Here is a 15,659-nt window from a genome sequence, read left to right as displayed (position 1 = left end):
CCGGGCCTCCGGTCCGTCTCGGCGTCCGTCGAGGACGCGACGCGCGCTACCGGCGGGCCACCTGCGTCAGTCCGCTGAACGACACCGCACCGAGGCCGGTCACGTCGTCGTACCCCTTCGCGGTGGTGAGCGACGTGTCGTGGTCGAGCGTGACGAGGTAGTCCTTGCCGCTCGTGGCGCTCGTGTAGGCCAGCGCGATCGGCGACTTCGGCGGCTCCACGTCGGTGAACGCCTTCGGGGTCGCGCGGTACGTGGCGTAGAGCGTCGGGTTGGCGAACCCGAGCCGAGCGTGCGTCGACTGCTGCACGATCGCCATGAGCGCCGCCGTGAGCGGTGACGCGAGCGAGGTGCCCCCGTACGTCTCGTCCACGAAGTCCCCCGTGGCGAGGGTGCTGTCGTCCGTGATCGGACGGATGCCGATCGCGAAGCCGGTGTACGGGTCGGCGAGCGCCGCGAGGTCCGGGGACACCCGCTTGCCGTTCGCGAGCGAAGACGGCACGACACCCCTCTGGTAGGCGGGCTGGTCGAAGAGCGTGCTGGTACCGCCGCCGGCACCACCGCCGACGAGGTTCCCGGGGAGCGGCGCGGCGTACACGTTCCCGCGGTCGCTCGACACGATCTGGTCGAGGACGTCGCCCCAGCCGGTCTCGAACGTCTTGCGGCCGTTCGCGCCGATGCCGAGGCTGGTCCCGCCGACGGCGGTCACCCACGGGCTGGAGGCCGGGAAGTCCGGCTGCGCGCTGCCGAGGGCGGCGGACTCGTCGCCGTTGTCCCCGCTCGAGAAGTACAGGCCGATGCCTTCACCGGCGGCCTGGACGTGCAGGTTCTCCTGTCCGCGGATGCTCGACAGCGGCACGTTCTCGCCGACGTCGCCGTAGCTGTTGCTGACGAGGTCCGCGAGGCCCTGGTCGAGGACCTTCGACATGGCGACGTCGAGGCCACCGCCGCAGTTCGTGCCGCCGACGTAGAGGATCTTCGCGGCCGGGGCGACGGCGTGCACCGACTGGACGTCGAGCGTCTCCTCACCCTGCCACCCACTCGGCTGCTGGCAGAGCACCTGGTCGGTGAACTGCGAGGGCGACGGGATCTTCTGCTGGAAGGTCGCATCGGTCAGGCCCGGCTCACCGTTCTGAGCCGAGTACGTGTTCGTGTCGTGCACGATCGTCGGCGAGGCGTAGGCGTCGATGATCGCCACGGTCTGCCCCTGGCCCTGCACGCCCGTCGACGCGAGTGCGTCCACGCCGTAGGCCGAGCGGATCTGCTTCGGGACGTAGCCGCAGGCGAACGTGCGGACCTTCGTCTGCCCGTACGCCGCCGGGACGGTCGCGGTGTGCTGCCCGTCGTACTGCGAGCACGTCGCCTGGATGCCGGTCGGACCCGTGGCCTGCTGGCGCAGCACGTGCGCGGGGGTCGAGGTCGCCGGGGTCTCGCCCTGCTGCACGAGCTCCGGGTGGGTGAGGAGCCGGCCCTGGTCGACGCTGACCCCGCTGACGAGACCCGCGATCGAGGACGGCAGCGACGGTGCGGAAGCCGGGGCGACGAGCGTCTTCCCCGCGTGCCGGTAGCTGTGCAGGCTCGTCCCGAGCACCGAGCCGACGACCGAGGCCGGTCCGCGGAAGACCACGAACTCGTGGCTCTTCGGGACCGCGGTGATCGTGAGGCCCTGCGCACGGAGGTACCCGGTGACCTCGTCCGCCGAGGCCTTCGTCGGGGCGTACGCCGCGATCCACGCCGACGGGCTGAGCGGCTTGCGGTAGCGGGCGCTGCCGGGGGTGGACACCGCGGTCGCGAGGGCCTCGGCGCCCTGCTGGTTCCGCAGGGGCAGGTAGACCTCGCCCTCGACGTCGGTGCTCGCCGCCACGGTGCCGGCATCGTTCGTGCTCGTCGCCCACGTGGGGACGGAGTCCGGGAGCGCGTGTCGGGTGGCGGCGTCGGCCGGTCCGGCGGCGAGTGCGACGGCACCGATCGTGCACGCTGCGGTGGCGATCGCGACGAACGCGGTCCGGGTCCTGCGGGGTTCGGTCCGACCGGGGGTCGGTGGGCGTCGTTGCACTTCGGGTCCTCTCACCGTGGAGCTGGGGTGAGGCGAATGTAGTGAGCTTCCGGAACGATCGGACAGTCGGTGGTTCCACCGACGAACCACGTCCCCCGTTCGAGGGACGCGACCTGTTGCTCTGTTCAGCGGCCGACGTCGTGCTTCCGCGGAGATCGGCCGCCGTGCTGGGGAGTCGCCGGGAGACCGTCCGTCCCACTTGCGCGGGAGGCCTCAGCCGACGTCGGGCTTCTCCCCGCGCTGCAGGGACTCCACGACCGCGGTGGCCCTCGCGACCGTGGCGGCGTCCGAGTCACTGCCCTGGACGCGGTAGTCCGCCGAGACCCCGTCCCCGCCGGTGCCCGAGGTCGGCAGGGGGTCTCCGAGCGCGACGACCACCACGCCGGCGTCGTGGGCGACCTGCACCGCGCCGGAGAGCGAAGCGGGATCGGCGGCCTGGACGAGGACCGCCTTCGCACCGCGCCGCACGAGTGCCCGCAACGCCGTCCGCTGGTCCGCCGCGGCGTCGTCCGTGCCGGCGACCCGCACGTCCGGCGTGAACCCGGCGGCGGTCAGGTCGTCGCGGAAGCGGGTCGCGAGCGGCACCCCGCCGGAGGTCTTCCCCGGGGTCGACGCACTGTGCAGCAGGACGACGCCGACGACCGCGTTCTGGTCGAAGCCTCCGTCGGAGCTCGTCAGGTCGCTGCTCTGCACCGGTGTCGGCGCCGCGGACGTCGCACCCTGGCACCCGGTCAGCGTGAGGACCGTCGCGAGGGCGACGGCTGCGGCGGCGATGCGGGCGGACACGTCGGCCACGCTACCCGTCGGCCGCGGGTGGTGACGGCGGCGGGACCGGCCCGAGTCGGCGGACGGCGGCCCAGGCGAGGACGGACACGACGACCATGCCGCCGAACACGAGCGGGAACGCGACGTCGGTGTCCGCGCCGCCGGTGCCGACGAAGAGCAGCCCGGTCAGTGCGAGCCCGACCACGCTGCCGGCGGCGTCCGCGATCGTGAGCGCGCTCGATGCGAAGCCGTCGTCGCCCTCCCCGGAGAACCGCAGCGTCAGCATCGACGTCCGCGGGTAGATCGCCCCCATGCCCGCTCCCCCGACGAACCAGCCGACGACGAGCACCCACCACGGCAGGTCGAACGTCGCGACGGCGAACGCGGCGAGCAGGCTCACGAGCACGAGGCCGAGCCCCACGGCGAACGTCCGGGCCGCGGTCAGCCGGGTCTCCCCGAGCCGTCCGTGCAGCCAGCTCGCACCGGCCCAGCTCAGTGCGGCGACGGTCAGCGCGAGCCCGGCCGTGGACGCGGACAGCCCGTGCTTCGCCTGCAGGAGGAACGGGACGTACGCCTCGCTCCCGAAGAACGACGCCGCGACGAGGCCGCGGAGCAGCACGACCGACGGCAGGCCCGGCGCTGCGCGGAACGTGCCCGTCGGCACGAGCGGTCGGAGCGCCGCCCAGGTGCCGACGACGCCGATGACCACGGCTGCGACGCGGGCCCACGCGCCGAGGTCCGGCGCGACGTTGAGGAGCAGGATGGCGACCGCCGCGGCGACCGACCACCCGATGCGGGCGCGCTGCCACGGCGCCCGGACATCGACAGCCGGCGGGTGCAGGCGGCGGAGGGTCGGGACGAGCACGCTGAAGCCGACGACCGCGATGACGAGCGCCCCCGCGAAGACCCAGTGCCAGTTCCAGACGTCGGTGACGATGCCCGCGAGCGCGGGACCGACGAGGGCCGGGAGGACCCAGGCCGCGGCGAACCCGGCGAACACCGGGCCGTGCAGCTCGTCCGGGAAGATCCGCGCCACGAGCACGTAGAGGACGACGTCGATCGCCCCGGCGCCGAAGCCCTCGACGAGCCGACCGACGAGGAAGACCTCCATCGTCGGCGCGGTCATCACCACGGCGGTTCCGATGGCGAAGAAGGCGGCGGACACCCACGCGACGACGCGTCCGCCGGAGCGGTCGGTCCAGTTGCCCGCGAGGACCATGCCCGGCACGCCGGCGGCGAGCGGCGCGGCGAAGGCCAGGGCGTACAGGGTCTCGCCGTCGAGGTCGCGGCTGATCTCCGGCATGACGGTCGTCATCGCCAGGTTCTGGAACGCGGCGACCGCGACGATCGCGACCATCCCGACGGTGGCGAGCGCGTACCGCCCGCTGAAGATGCTGGTCCTCGTCGGGGCGGCGGTGCTCACCGCACCATCCTAGGAGCGGCCGCCGACGGCCGGGGGCCGGCTCGGGTGGCACCGGTGCGGCCTGGAGGCCCGTGGCGGCGCCGCCACGGGCCTCCAGGCCGTCTCGTGAGCGCGTCCGCGCGTCGGCGGATCAGGGCGTCGGTGCGTCAGCGGGTGAGGGCCTGCTGCAGGTCCGCGATCAGGTCGCCGGCGTCCTCGATCCCGACGGAGAGGCGCACGATGTCGTCGGGCACCTCGAGTTCGGTCCCGCGCACCGAGGCGTGCGTCATCTCGCTCGGGTAGCCGATGAGCGATTCGACGCCGCCGAGCGACTCCGCGAGCGTGAACACCTCGGTGGACTCGGCGAACCGCTTCGCCGCTGCGGCTCCGCCGAACAGCGAGAGCGAGAGCATGCCGCCGAAGCCGCGCATCTGGCGGGCTGCGACCTCGTGCCCGGGGTGGTCGGAGAGCCCCGGGTAGAAGACGCGCTCCACACCGGGCGCACCGACGAGCGACTCGGCGACGGCCTGGGCGTTGGCGGAGTGCCGCTCCATGCGGACCGCGAGCGTCTTGATGCCGCGGGTGGTGAGGAAGGCGTCGAACGGCGACGAGATCGCCCCGGCGCCGAACTGCAGGAACGCCACACGCTCCGCCAGCTCCTCGTCGGCGAGCACGACCGCCCCGCCGACGACGTCGGAGTGGCCGCCGAGGTACTTCGTCGTCGAGTACACGACGGCGTCGGCGCCGAGCGCGATCGGCTGCTGGAGGTACGGCGACGCGAACGTGTTGTCCACGACGACGAGCGCGCCGGCGCTGTGCCCGAGCTCGGCGAGCGCCGTGATGTCGGCGATCTTCATCAGCGGGTTCGTCGGCGTCTCGACCCACAGCACGGTCTTCGCCGGTGCACCCTCGAGCGAGGCCCGGACAGCGTCGGTGTCGCTCATGTCGACCACGACGAGCTCGACGCCCCACGGCACGTGCACCCGGTTCACGAGGCGGTGCGTGCCGCCGTACACGTCGTTGCCCATGACGACACGGGCGCCGGGCTCGAGGTACGCGCGGAGCAGGGCGTCCTCCGCCGCGAGGCCGGAGGCGAACGAGTACGCGGCGACGCCGCCGTCGAGGTCCGCGAGCAGGGTCTGCAGACCGTCGCGCGTCGGGTTGCCGCCGCGGGAGTACTCGTAGCCGGCGCGCATGTTCCCGATGCCGTCCTGCGCGTAGGTGGACGTGACGTGGATCGGCGGGATGACGGCGCCGGTGCCGGCGTCGGGCTCCTGGCCGGCGTGGACGGCGCGGGTGCTGAACTCGGTCATGCTGGTGCTTCCTCGGTCGTTCGGGTGGTCGGACGTTCGGGCGGAGTGGCGGTCGCTCACTCGGACAGGGACGTGAGCAGGTCGTGGCGGGTGAGGACCGTGACGGGCTTGCCGTCCTCGACCACCAGCAGCGCGTCGACGGTCTCGAGCGCGCGGCGGGCGGCGGCCACGGACTCGCCGATGCCGATCAGCGGGAGCGGGTCGCCGACGAACGGCGTGAGCGCGTCCGTCATCGACGCGGCGCCCGTGAACACCTGCTCGAGCAGGTCCTTCTCGGCGACGGCGCCGACGACCTCGCCGATGACGACGGGCGGCTCCGCGCTGAGGACGGGCATCTGCGAGACGCCGTACTTCGACATGATGTCGACGACGTCGCGGACCGTGTCGGACGGGTGTGCGTGCACGAGGTCCGGCAGACGTCCGTCCTTCCCCGCCACGATCGCCCCGACCGTGCGCGCGTCGTCGGTCTCGGCGAAGCCGTACGAGCGCATCCAGCGGTCGTTGAAGATCTTGCCGAGGTAGCCGCGGCCGCCGTCGGGCAGGAGCACCACGACGACGTCGTCCTCGGTGAGGTCGCGGGCCGCCCGGAGCGCGGCGACCACGGCCATGCCGCTCGAGCCCCCGACGAGCAGGCCTTCCTCGCGGGCGAGCCGGCGGGTCATCGCGAAGGACTCGGCATCCGTGACGGCGATGATCTCGTCCGGCACCCCGGCGTCGTAGGCGGCGGGCCAGAAGTCCTCGCCGACACCCTCGACGAGGTACGGTCGGCCGGTGCCGCCGGAGTAGACCGAGCCCTCGGGGTCGGCGCCGACGATGCGGACGCGGCCCTCGGAGGCCTCCTTCAGGTACCGCCCGGTGCCGGAGATGGTGCCGCCCGTGCCGACGCCGGCGACGAAGTGCGTGATCCGCCCCTCGGTGTCGCGCCAGATCTCCGGCCCGGTGGTCTCGTAGTGGCTGCGCGGACCGTTCGGGTTCGCGTACTGGTTCGGCTTGTAGGCGCCGGGGATCTCCCGCACGAGCCGGTCGGAGACCGAGTAGTACGACTCGGGGTGCTCCGGCGGGACCGCGGTCGGCGTGACCACGATCTCGGCGCCGTACGCGGTCAGGACGTTCCGTTTGTCCTCGCCGACCTTGTCCGGCAGCACGAAGACGCACCGGTAGCCGCGCTGCTGCGCCACGAGGGCGAGTCCGACGCCGGTGTTGCCGGAGGTCGGCTCGACGATCGTGCCGCCGGGGCGGAGGTCGCCGGACGCCTCGGCCGCGTCGATGATCCGCGTGGCGATGCGGTCCTTCGACGACCCGCCGGGGTTGAGGTACTCGACCTTCACGAGGACGGTCGCCCGGATCCCCTCGGTCACCCGGTTGAGCTTGACGAGCGGGGTGTCGCCGACGAGGTCGACGACGGAGTTCGCGTAACGCACGCGCCGAGTCTAGATGGCCGTCCCGGACGCACTCCCGGACGTGACGCCCGACTGCAGCTGACCGGCGCGAGCGGCGATCGTGTCCGCGACGTCCTGGTGCCGACGGTCGATCACGGCGCCGATGTCGCGGGCCAGCTGCGGGTTCGACCGGACGATCGTGTCGATCGCCCCCACGGGCACGACGAGCACCGCGACCTCGGTCAGCGCCACCTGGAAGGTCTGGACGACCTCGCGGGTGAGCGACGTCTGCCCGACGTAGTCGCCCGCCTCCACCCGGGTCGCCGGGAGCTGCTCGTCACCGAACGGCACGCGGAGCTCGACGCTGCCGCTGAGCACGAACCGGATCGCCGTGGGGACGACGCCCGGCCGGGAGATCACCTCGCCCGCCGCGTACCGCTCGAGCCGCACGACCTGGCGGAGCGCCGCGACGTCGTCGGACGCCAGGTACAGCGTCGGTGCGATCGAGGCGAGGGCGGCGTCCCGTCGCTCGTCGGTGACGAAGTCGTCGGTGGTGTCGCCGTCCAGCCCGAGTCCGGCCCGGCGTGCGGCGTACCAGAGCCACATCCGGAACTGCGCCAGCGCCGGGCCCTCCTGCGACGGGCCGCCGACCTCGAACGAGACCGTGTAGCCCGAGCCGCCCGTCGGCTCGGCCGACGGACTCGTACTCGGCGCGAGCTGTGGCAGGCCGGACGCGACCCGCTGCAGCAGTGCGACCACGGCCGCCGGGGCGTCGTCCGTCGTGAAGGTGACCGATGTCGAGACCGGGTACGTGCCTCCCGTCCGGCTGAGGTTGGTGAAGGACGATCCTGCGAGTGAGCCGATGGGCGTGATGAGGATGCCGTTGCCCGTGTCGATGTGCACAGACCGCCAGTTCACCTCGACGACCCGGCCGCGCGTCCCGCCGATGTCGAGCCAGTCCCCGAGTCGGAACGGCTGCTCGAACAACAGGAACAGACCGGCGACGATCGGTCCGACGGCAGTCTGCAGGGCCAGTGCGATGACGAACGAGCCGACGCCGAGGGCGGTGAAGATGCCGCCGATGTCGGTGCCCCACACGATGCGGAACACGACCGCGAGGCCGATCGCCACGAGGATGACCCGGGCGATGTCGACGAAGATCGACGGGATCTTCTCGCGCCAACTGCCCTTCCGGGCGTTCGTGAACAGCAGGACGTTCATGCCGTTCAGGACGAACACGATCACGAGGAAGCCGAGCACCGTCGCGATCACCTGGGTCACGACCGGCCGGGAGGGGTCCACCGCCGCCGTGACCTGCACGCTGAGGATCAGGATCGCGATGACCGGGATGACCGCGTTGCGGAGCAGACCGACCACCTTGTGCAGCGAGTTGCCGCGACGCTGCAGGCTCGACTGCAGCTCGGTGAGGACGAGCAGCACGACCGGGAGCCCGACGATCACGACGATCGCGGGCCAGAACCACGGCTGCTGCCAGAACGGCGTCACGACTGCACCTGCTCGAGCTTCCAGATGCGCTGCGGCCCGGACTGCGTCTGCACTTCGCCCGCGTCCACGATCCCGTCGCGGTCGCCGAGCTTGTCGACGACCCGCTGCGTCGCGTACACCCCCGGGGACGGGGCGATGCCCTGCACCCGGTACGCGAGGTTCACGGCATCGCCCCACATGTCGTACACGAGGCTCGCGCGACCGACGAGTCCGCTCGTCACCTGCCCGGCGTCGATGCCCGCACGGAGTCCGACGCGGGAGCCGTGCTGCCCGTTGAAGCGCTCGAGCACACGCTGCGACTCCTCCGCCCACTCGACCACGCGGCGCACGTTGTCGACCCGCGGCACGCTCAGGCCGCACGACGCGAGGTACCCGGCGCGGGTCGTCCGGACCCGTTCGATGCCGTACCGACCGGCGGCCTCGTCGAGCGAGCGCCAGAGGTCGTTGACGAGCGCCAGGCTCTCCTCGGCGGAGAGTCCCTTCGCGAAGTCGTCGAAGCCGATCAGGTCGGCGTACACGACCGCGACGTCCTGGTGGTCGGCCGCGATGGTGTCGTCGCCCTGCTTGTACCGCTTCGCCACGTCCTCCGGCATCATCGTCAGCAGCAACGAGTCGTTCTGCCGGCGCTGCTCGTCGAGGAGATCCTGCTTCACCTGCAGGCTCCGGCTCATGTCGTTGAACGCGAGCCCGAGGTCGCCGATCTCGTCGCCGGCCTTCGTCCGCACCTCGACGCCGAGCTCGCCCGCGCTCACCCGGTTCACCGCCCGCTGCAGCCGTCGGATCGGACGGACGAAGACCTGCGCGAGCACGAGCGACAGCAGCGAGACGAGCACGATGATCCCGACGAGGGCGAGCGCGAGGTTCCGCGCGAACGTGTTCACCGGCGCGAAGGCCTCGGACGTGTCCATCTGCGCGACGACCACCCACCGCAGGCCGTCGACCTCGAGCGGTGCGTACGCGGCGAGGACCTCCTTGCCGCGGTAGTCGCTGTCGATCACCGTGCCGGTCTTCCCCTGCAACGCCCGGCTGACCGGCGTCGTGTCCACCTCCTGGAGCAGCACGGAGCCCTTCACCTGCACCTGGCGCTTCGCGACCGCGGGAGCCGTCCCGGCCGCGACGACGTCCCGCTCGTACTGTGCCGGGTGCTGCAGCAGCTGGCGCGGGTACGACCGCATCAGGCGGTCGTCACCGACGAGGTAGGACTCCCCGGTGTCGCCGAGGCCGTCGGCCTTCCAGCCCTGGTCCCCGGTCATGACGGCGCTGATGAGGGCCAGCGGCACCTGCACCGCCAGCACGCCGATGACCTTGCCGTCCTCGCCGACGGGCGACATCACCCACAGCGTCGGGACGTTCAGGCTCGGGACGTACCGCTGGAAGTCCGTCACCACGAAACCGTCCGAGGTCGTCAGCCGGAGCGCGTCGCGGTACCCCGTCGCGAGGTTCGACTCACGGTACGGACCGTCGTCCAGGTTCGTGCCGAGGTCCGCACCCGAGTAGGCCGAGTACACGACGTCCCCGTCCGTGTTCATGAGGAGCAGGTCCTCGTACCCGACCGTCTCGACCGCCTGCTTGAAGTAGGGCTGGTACTCGGCGTGGGCCTTCGACCATGCGCTGCCGTCACCGGCGTCGTCCTGCGCGATCGCCTCGTCGTAGTCGGTGAACGGTGCGGTGTACCGGGCCTGGAGGTAGGCCTGCGGGTCGGACGTCGGCGCGAACTGCTGCGGGTCGGCCGTCCCGCCGGACGCCCTGTCCAGCTGCGGCACGAGGGTGTCCGCGTACCAGTCGTCGACCTTCTGCCGGTCGGCGTTCGACACCGGCCGGTTCCGCAGCTCGTCCCAACCGGACTCGAAGGCCTTCGTCGCGCCGATGACGCTCGCGTTCCGGGTCTGCGCCACCACGGTGTCGGTGAACTGCGTGAACGACCGCTTGAGCTCGGTGATCCGGGCCTCTCGCAGCGAGGTCACCTGGTTGAGGGCTGCGGCCTGGAGGGAGTCGCGACCGTTCAGGTAGCCGACGGCACCGACGACGAGCGCCGCCAGGACGCTGACGGCCAGGAGCATCACGAGGAGCTTCGACTGGACGTCGAGGGAACCGCGCGTGAGGAACCCCGGGAACCGCCCTCGGCGCGGCGAGGTCGCGCCGATGTGGTCGCGCTGGCCGTGTTCGCGGGCGCCGTCCGACGGCGGGATCGGGTCGGTCGGGGACGAGGCATCGGTCACGGAGGACTCCGTTCGGGCGGCGCGGATGAGGAGGCACTGCTCGGGTTGTGGGACCAGAGCTACCACGCGAGGAACCGTCGTGTCCGGCCCGGGTCGCTATCCGGATCCCGCGGACGGCGCGACCGCAGACGGGCGGGCAGCGGGACGACGGGTGTCGCGCTGTCGCCGGCGCCGACGCGGGTGCGCGCGGCCGGAGGACGGATGGGAGGCGCGGTGCCGGCCCGTCCCGAGGGTCCGGCTGTCCGTCAGCGGGCGGGAGGCGCGGTGCCGACCCGCCACGTCGGTCGCGCCGGTCCGTCGCGGACGCGAGTGGAGCTCCCTGCCCGCACCGTGCCTCCAGCCCGCCCACGCGATCGAGCGCCCTCGCGGACCAGCGGCGATCAGGCGCCGACCGGCAGGTTCTGCTGGCGGTGGAGGGAGGCGTACGTGCCGCCGAGGTCGAGGAGTTCGTCGTGCGTGCCCTGCTCGACGATGCGCCCGTGGTCGAGCACGAAGATGACGTCGGCGTCCCGGACGGTGGACAGCCGGTGCGCGATCGAGATGGTCGTCCGGCCCGCGGCGGCGGCGTCCAGCGCGGTCTGCACCACCCGCTCCGAGATCGAGTCGAGCGCGCTCGTGGCCTCGTCGAGGACCAGGACTGGTGGGTCCTTGAGCAGCACCCGCGCGATCGCGATGCGCTGCTTCTCACCGCCGGACAGCCGGTAACCCCGCTCCCCCACGATCGTGTCGTAGCCGTCGGGGAACGACGCGATCGTCTCGTGGATGTTGGCCGCGCGGGCCGCCTGCTCGAGCTCGGCGTCGGTGGCGTCGGGTCTGGCGTAGCGGAGGTTGTCACCGATCGACGCGTGGAAGAGGTAGGTCTCCTGGCTGACGATCCCGACGTGCCGCATCAGGTCCTCGTGCTCGATGTCTCGGACGTCGGCGCCGGCGAACCGCACGCTGCCGCTCGTCGCCTCGTAGAGCCGCGGCACCAGGTACGACACCGTCGTCTTGCCTGCCCCCGACGGCCCGACGAACGCGGCGAACTGCCCCGGCTGGAGTTCGAAGGAGACGTCGCGGAGCGTCGGGTTGTCGGACTCGCCGTCCGGGTAGGCGAAGGTGACGTGGTCGAACGCGACGTGCCCGAGCCGGGACTCGTCGACCGGCCTCGCCGTCGGCGAGTCGGTGATCGCCGGCTGCAGGTCGAGGTACTCGAAGATCCGGGCGAAGAGCGCGCCCGAGGTCTGGAGGTCGAGCACCACGCGCAGCAGGCCGACCGTCGGGAAGAGCAGGCGCGACTGCACCGTCGTGAACGCCACGATCGTGCCCGCCGTGATCGGGACGCCACCGATGATCAGCCAGGCCGCGACGACGTAGATGATCGCGGGGATGATCGACAGGAAGATCTGCACGATCGCGAAGAACCACTGGCCGGACATCTGCTGCCGGACCTGGAGCCGGATCTGGTTCCGGTTCTCGTCGCCGTAGCGCTGGGTCTCGCTGCGCTGTTGGTTGAAGCTCTTGGCGAGGAGGATGCCCGAGACGCTCAGGGCTTCCTGCGTGATCGCGGTCATGTCCGACAGCGACTCCTGCGTCTGTGCGGCGATGCGCGCACGCACCTGCCCGACGCGACGCTGGGCGATCACGAGCAGCGGGAGCAGCACGACCGCGACGAGGGTCATCTGCCAGCTCAGCAGCAGCATCGCCACCACGGCCGCGATGACCGTGACGGTGTTGCCGAGCACCGAGGAGATGGTGTTGTTCAGGACGCTCGCGACGCCGCCGACGTCGTTCTGCAGCCGCGACTGGATGATCCCGGTCTTGGTTCGGGTGAAGAACGCGAGCTCCATGCGCTGGAGGTGACCGAAGAGCCGCATCCGCATCGCGCCCATGACCTTGTTGCCGACCGTCGCGGTCAGGTAGGTCTGCCAGACGCCGATGCCGGCGCTCGCGATCCACAGGCCGACCATGCCCGCCACCAGGGCGGAGAGGACCGGGAGGTCGGGACCACCACCGCCCTTCGGGAACAGCCCCTCGTCGAAGGCGCGCTGGGTCAGGAGCGGCGGGATCACGGACAGTGCCGCGCCCACCAGGACCAGCACGACCGTCAGCACGATCGACGCACGGTGGGGCACGAACAGGCCGGAGATGCGCTGCAGCAGGTGCGGGATCCGCGGTGCCTCGGCGTTCGCGGCCTTCTGCGCGACATGGTCGCCGCTCGAGATGCGTCCTCCGGGGCGTGGGCCGCGTCCGCCGTGTCCCATGCTCATGCGCGTTCCTCCTGCGTCGACCAGTGCAACGGTACCGCCGGGGAACGACATCGTCGCCGCCGGTTTGACCCCGCACGGGGGGCATGCCACCATCGGGCGTCCCCGTCCTGCCACCCCGAGGTCCCATGTCGTCCGCGCAGTCCCCCGTCTCCCTCCGGCAGCAGCTCGCACGCCGCAAACCGATCGAGGACCTCCGGGCCGAGGCCGCCCGCGGCGTCAACGGTGAGCCGCTCCGCCGATCCCTCGGGGTCTGGCACCTCACGATGATCAGCGTCGGCGCCACCCTCGGTACCGGCATCCTCGTCGTGCTCGGCACCGCGGTCCCGCTCGCCGGGCCCGCCGTCTGGATCTCGTTCGTCCTCGCGGGCGTCGCCGCGCTGCTCTCGGCCCTGTCGTACGCCGAGATGGCCGGCGCCGTGCCGACGTCCGGGTCGAGCTACTCCTACACGTACGCGACCATGGGCGAGGGCATCGCCTGGGTCTGCGGCTGGTGCCTCGTCCTCGAGTACGCGGTGTCGGTGGCTGCGGTCGCGGTCGGCGCGAGCGAGTACGTCGACGAGACCCTCCGCGTGTTCGGGCTGCACCTGCCCGCAGCGATCTCCTCCCCGCCGGGCGAGGGTGGCCTCGTCAACCTGCCGGCGGCCGTGCTCGTGCTCCTCGCCACCGTGATCCTGTTGCCCGGTGCGCGCGAGAGCGCCTGGGTGAACACCCTCATGGTGATCGTGAAGATCGCGCTGCTGGTGTTCTTCGTGGTGGTGGCGTTCACCGCGTTCCGCGCCGGGAACTTCGAGCCCCTTGCTCCGATGGGCGCTGCGGGCGTCACCGCGGCGGCCTCACGCCTGTTCTTCTCGTACATCGGCTTCGACGCTGCGTCCACCGCTGGAGAGGAGGCGAAGGACCCACGCCGCGACCTCCCGCGCGCGATCATCGGTTCCATCGCCCTGATCACGGCCCTGTACATCCTCGTCGCGATCGCGGCGATCGGCGCGCGCTCGTGGACGTCGTTCTCCGACTCCGAGGCGTCGCTCGTCCGGATCGTCGTCGACGTGACCGGGCAGCCCTGGGTGGCACTGGTGTTCTCGGTCGGCGCGGTGATCGCCATCGCGAGCGTCGTCCTGACGGTGCTCTACGGACAGACGCGGATCCTCCTGACGATGGCGCGCGACGGTCTCGTGCCGAAGGTGTTCGGCCGGGTGTCGCACCGCACGGGCACCCCGGTCGCGAACACGCTCATCGTCGGCATCGTCGTGACCGTGGTCGCCGCCCTCGTGCCGCTCGGTGAACTCGCCGACGCGACGAGCATCGGCACGCTCGTGGCCTTCGCCCTCGTGAACGTCTCCGTGATCGTGCTCCGCCGCACGCAGCCCGGGCTCGAGCGCTCCTACCGGGTCCCGCTCTTCCCGGTCGTCCCCGTACTCGGGACGCTCTGCTGCGTGCTGCTCGCGGTGTTCCTCGGCGCCGGGACGTGGATCGCGTTCGGCGTGTGGATGGTCGTCGGCGCCGCGCTCTACCTGCTCTGGGGCCGCCGCCACAGCACGCTGCGCTGACGCGCGCGGCGCGGCGGGTTGGCAGTGCGGCGCGTGGCGGGGCGTGCCGCCTCCAGCGCCCGCCGTCCCGAGTCTCGGCTCCGCGGACACTTTCACGGTGCGGAACTCACGAAAGTGTCCGCCCAGCCGAGTCTCGGCACTCGTCCACAGGGCGGCGACGACAAGCAACTGTCCACGCATGCACTCGCTCCTGCTGCGCACGAGTCGTTGCACGCCACGGTGGCGGGATGCGGTACCACCGAACACGACCACCGATCGTCCGCGCTGCCGTCCCGGATCCATCTGCTGCACGACGGTTGCGGATGCTGCACGCCGCCGGCAAGCTCGTCCGACTCCACGCCCGGACGTACATCGACGCGGAGCACTGGCAGTCGCTCTCGGCGGCGGACCGCCACCTGGTCCGCGCGTGGGCGATGGCGCCGGTACTCGGCGTGTCAGCGACGTTCTCGCACCAGACGGCCGCACTCATCCACGGATGGCCATTCGTCGGACCACTGTCGGAGCGCGTCCACGTCGTCGACCCGTCTGTCCCGGGCGTGCAGCACCGGGCAGGAGTCGTCTCCCACGGGCATCTCCCCGTCCCGCTCGGGACCGCGCCGGCTCGGTTCGACGGAGTGCCGGTCACCGATGTGCTCACGACCGCAGTCGCCGTGGCGCTGACGAGCGAGCCGCACGTCGCGGCCACCGCCATCGACCACGCGGTTCGTTCCGGCGCCCTGGTGGTCGAGGACTTCCGGCGAGCACTGCCGCTCGGACCGACCCGGGGCTCCCGTCGTGCTCAGCTCGTCGCCGACTCGTTGGACGCGCGACACGAGTCACCCGGTGAATCGCTGACGGACGTCCGGCTCCGTGAGTGCGGCATCGACCGCATCGAACCACAGCGGGTCTTCCACCACGAGGGCGGACGGGACCGCGTTGACTTCTGGCTCCCCGAGCTCGGTGTCATCGTCGAGTTCGACGGGAAGCAGAAGTACATCGATCCATCGCTGCGCGCCGGGCTGTCGGCCGAGGACGCTCTCTGGAGGGAGAAGCTGCGCGAGGACCGGCTCCGGCGGCAGCGCGGAGTGACCGCGGTCGTCCGGCCGACCTGGTGGCACCTCGTCCACCTCGACCGCTTCCGCGCACTCTTCCGCTCGCACGGCGTCCTGCTGTGACGAACGAGACTCGGCTCCGCGGACACTTTCGTGGTTCTCCAGCCGCGAAAGTGTCCGCCAGGCCGAGACTCG

General features: G+C 71.7%; 10 protein-coding genes. 2 read left to right on the top strand and 8 right to left on the bottom strand.

Going from position 1 to position 15,659, the window contains the following annotated elements:
• Positions 1–46: 46 nt before the first annotated feature.
• From NS184_RS15395 to NS184_RS15360, 8 genes are all read right to left on the bottom strand, one after another.
• Complete coding sequence (locus NS184_RS15395; RefSeq protein WP_242863086.1) at positions 47–2,053, bottom strand: S53 family peptidase; 2,007 nt, start codon at positions 2,051–2,053, stop codon at positions 47–49.
• Between the two features lie 213 nt (positions 2,054–2,266).
• Complete coding sequence (locus NS184_RS15390; protein ID WP_193750498.1) at positions 2,267–2,839, bottom strand: substrate-binding domain-containing protein; 573 nt, start codon at positions 2,837–2,839, stop codon at positions 2,267–2,269.
• 10 nt (positions 2,840–2,849) lie between these two features.
• Entirely contained in the window at positions 2,850–4,241 is a 1,392-nt protein-coding gene (locus NS184_RS15385; RefSeq protein ID WP_058726979.1) for an MFS transporter, read from the bottom strand.
• 146 nt (positions 4,242–4,387) lie between these two features.
• Positions 4,388–5,533 carry a cystathionine gamma-synthase gene (locus NS184_RS15380; RefSeq protein WP_058726978.1) on the bottom strand — a complete coding sequence of 382 codons (1,146 nt, stop codon included), beginning with the start codon at positions 5,531–5,533 and terminating at the stop codon, positions 4,388–4,390.
• A gap of 56 nt (positions 5,534–5,589) precedes the next feature.
• Positions 5,590–6,954: a cystathionine beta-synthase gene (locus NS184_RS15375; protein WP_058726977.1), complete on the bottom strand. Its 1,365-nt coding sequence runs from the start codon at positions 6,952–6,954 to the stop codon at positions 5,590–5,592.
• Positions 6,955–6,963: 9 nt separating this feature from the next.
• Positions 6,964–8,418 carry a mechanosensitive ion channel domain-containing protein gene (locus NS184_RS15370; protein ID WP_058726976.1) on the bottom strand — a complete coding sequence of 485 codons (1,455 nt, stop codon included), beginning with the start codon at positions 8,416–8,418 and terminating at the stop codon, positions 6,964–6,966.
• Entirely contained in the window at positions 8,415–10,637 is a 2,223-nt protein-coding gene (locus NS184_RS15365; protein ID WP_058726975.1) for an adenylate/guanylate cyclase domain-containing protein, read from the bottom strand. The genes NS184_RS15370 and NS184_RS15365 overlap by 4 nt, the downstream gene beginning before the upstream one ends.
• Before the next feature lie 380 nt (positions 10,638–11,017).
• The gene (locus NS184_RS15360) at positions 11,018–12,886 is read right to left on the bottom strand and encodes an ABC transporter ATP-binding protein (protein ID WP_430733549.1); all 1,869 of its coding nucleotides are present in this window, start codon (positions 12,884–12,886) and stop codon (positions 11,018–11,020) included.
• Positions 12,887–13,011: 125 nt separating this feature from the next.
• On the opposite strand from NS184_RS15360, the gene NS184_RS15355 reads away from it, so the two are divergent.
• Together NS184_RS15355 and NS184_RS15350 are read left to right on the top strand one after the other, a co-directional pair.
• Positions 13,012–14,433, top strand: coding sequence for an APC family permease (locus tag NS184_RS15355; protein WP_058726974.1), 1,422 nt, complete (start codon positions 13,012–13,014; stop codon positions 14,431–14,433).
• A gap of 302 nt (positions 14,434–14,735) precedes the next feature.
• Positions 14,736–15,587 (top strand): hypothetical protein, encoded by an 852-nt coding sequence (locus NS184_RS15350; protein ID WP_058726973.1) that lies wholly within the window; start codon positions 14,736–14,738, stop codon positions 15,585–15,587.
• Positions 15,588–15,659: the final 72 nt, after the last annotated feature.

The sequence above is a fragment of the Curtobacterium luteum genome (assembly GCF_001475545.1).
Classification (GTDB): Bacteria; Actinomycetota; Actinomycetes; order Actinomycetales; family Microbacteriaceae; genus Curtobacterium; species Curtobacterium luteum_A.
Note: the sequence above shows the minus strand (reverse complement) of the source record. Positions and strands in the feature narration are given on the sequence as shown.

What these genes read in the sequence shown, in the direction of transcription:
- NS184_RS15380 (WP_058726978.1), bottom strand. Translation starts at nt 5,533, where the DNA reads ATGACCGAGTTCAGCACCCGCGCCGTCCACGCCGGCCAGGAGCCCGAC.
- NS184_RS15360 (WP_430733549.1), bottom strand. Translation starts at nt 12,886, where the DNA reads ATGAGCATGGGACACGGCGGACGCGGCCCACGCCCCGGAGGACGCATC.
- NS184_RS15355 (WP_058726974.1), top strand. Translation starts at nt 13,012, where the DNA reads ATGTCGTCCGCGCAGTCCCCCGTCTCCCTCCGGCAGCAGCTCGCACGC.
- NS184_RS15350 (WP_058726973.1), top strand. Translation starts at nt 14,736, where the DNA reads ATGCTGCACGCCGCCGGCAAGCTCGTCCGACTCCACGCCCGGACGTAC.